Genomic DNA, 264 nt, shown 5'->3' with positions numbered 1-264 from the left:
AGATCGCAAGGGTGCAGGCCCAGTGGTATGGGCAGCAGTCCGGAAAGGGAGTAAAACATCCGGTCACATCAAAACATATCAGGAAGTTATATAAGAGAAAACAAGACTCAGTAACGGACTATCTGCACAAGGTCACAAGGTATCTTGCAGAATACTGCCGGGAACAGGGAATCACCTGTGTCGTTACAGGGGATATCCGGAACATCCGAAGAGAAAAAGACCTGGGACACAGGACAAACCAGAAGTTTCACAGCCTGCCGTATA

1 protein-coding gene is annotated in these 264 nt (G+C 48.1%); it reads left to right on the top strand.

Features of this window, described 5'->3' with window-relative positions:
* A partial coding sequence (locus LJE11_RS19545) for an IS200/IS605 family accessory protein TnpB-related protein (RefSeq protein WP_227296452.1) occupies positions 1 to 264 on the top strand: 264 nt, incomplete at both ends.

The organism is Blautia sp. DFI.1.216, from assembly GCF_020594215.1.
Classification (GTDB): Bacteria; Bacillota; Clostridia; order Lachnospirales; family Lachnospiraceae; genus Blautia_A; species Blautia_A wexlerae.
The sequence above is the reverse complement of the archived record's forward strand: the minus strand, read 5'-3'. Positions and strand labels throughout refer to the sequence as shown.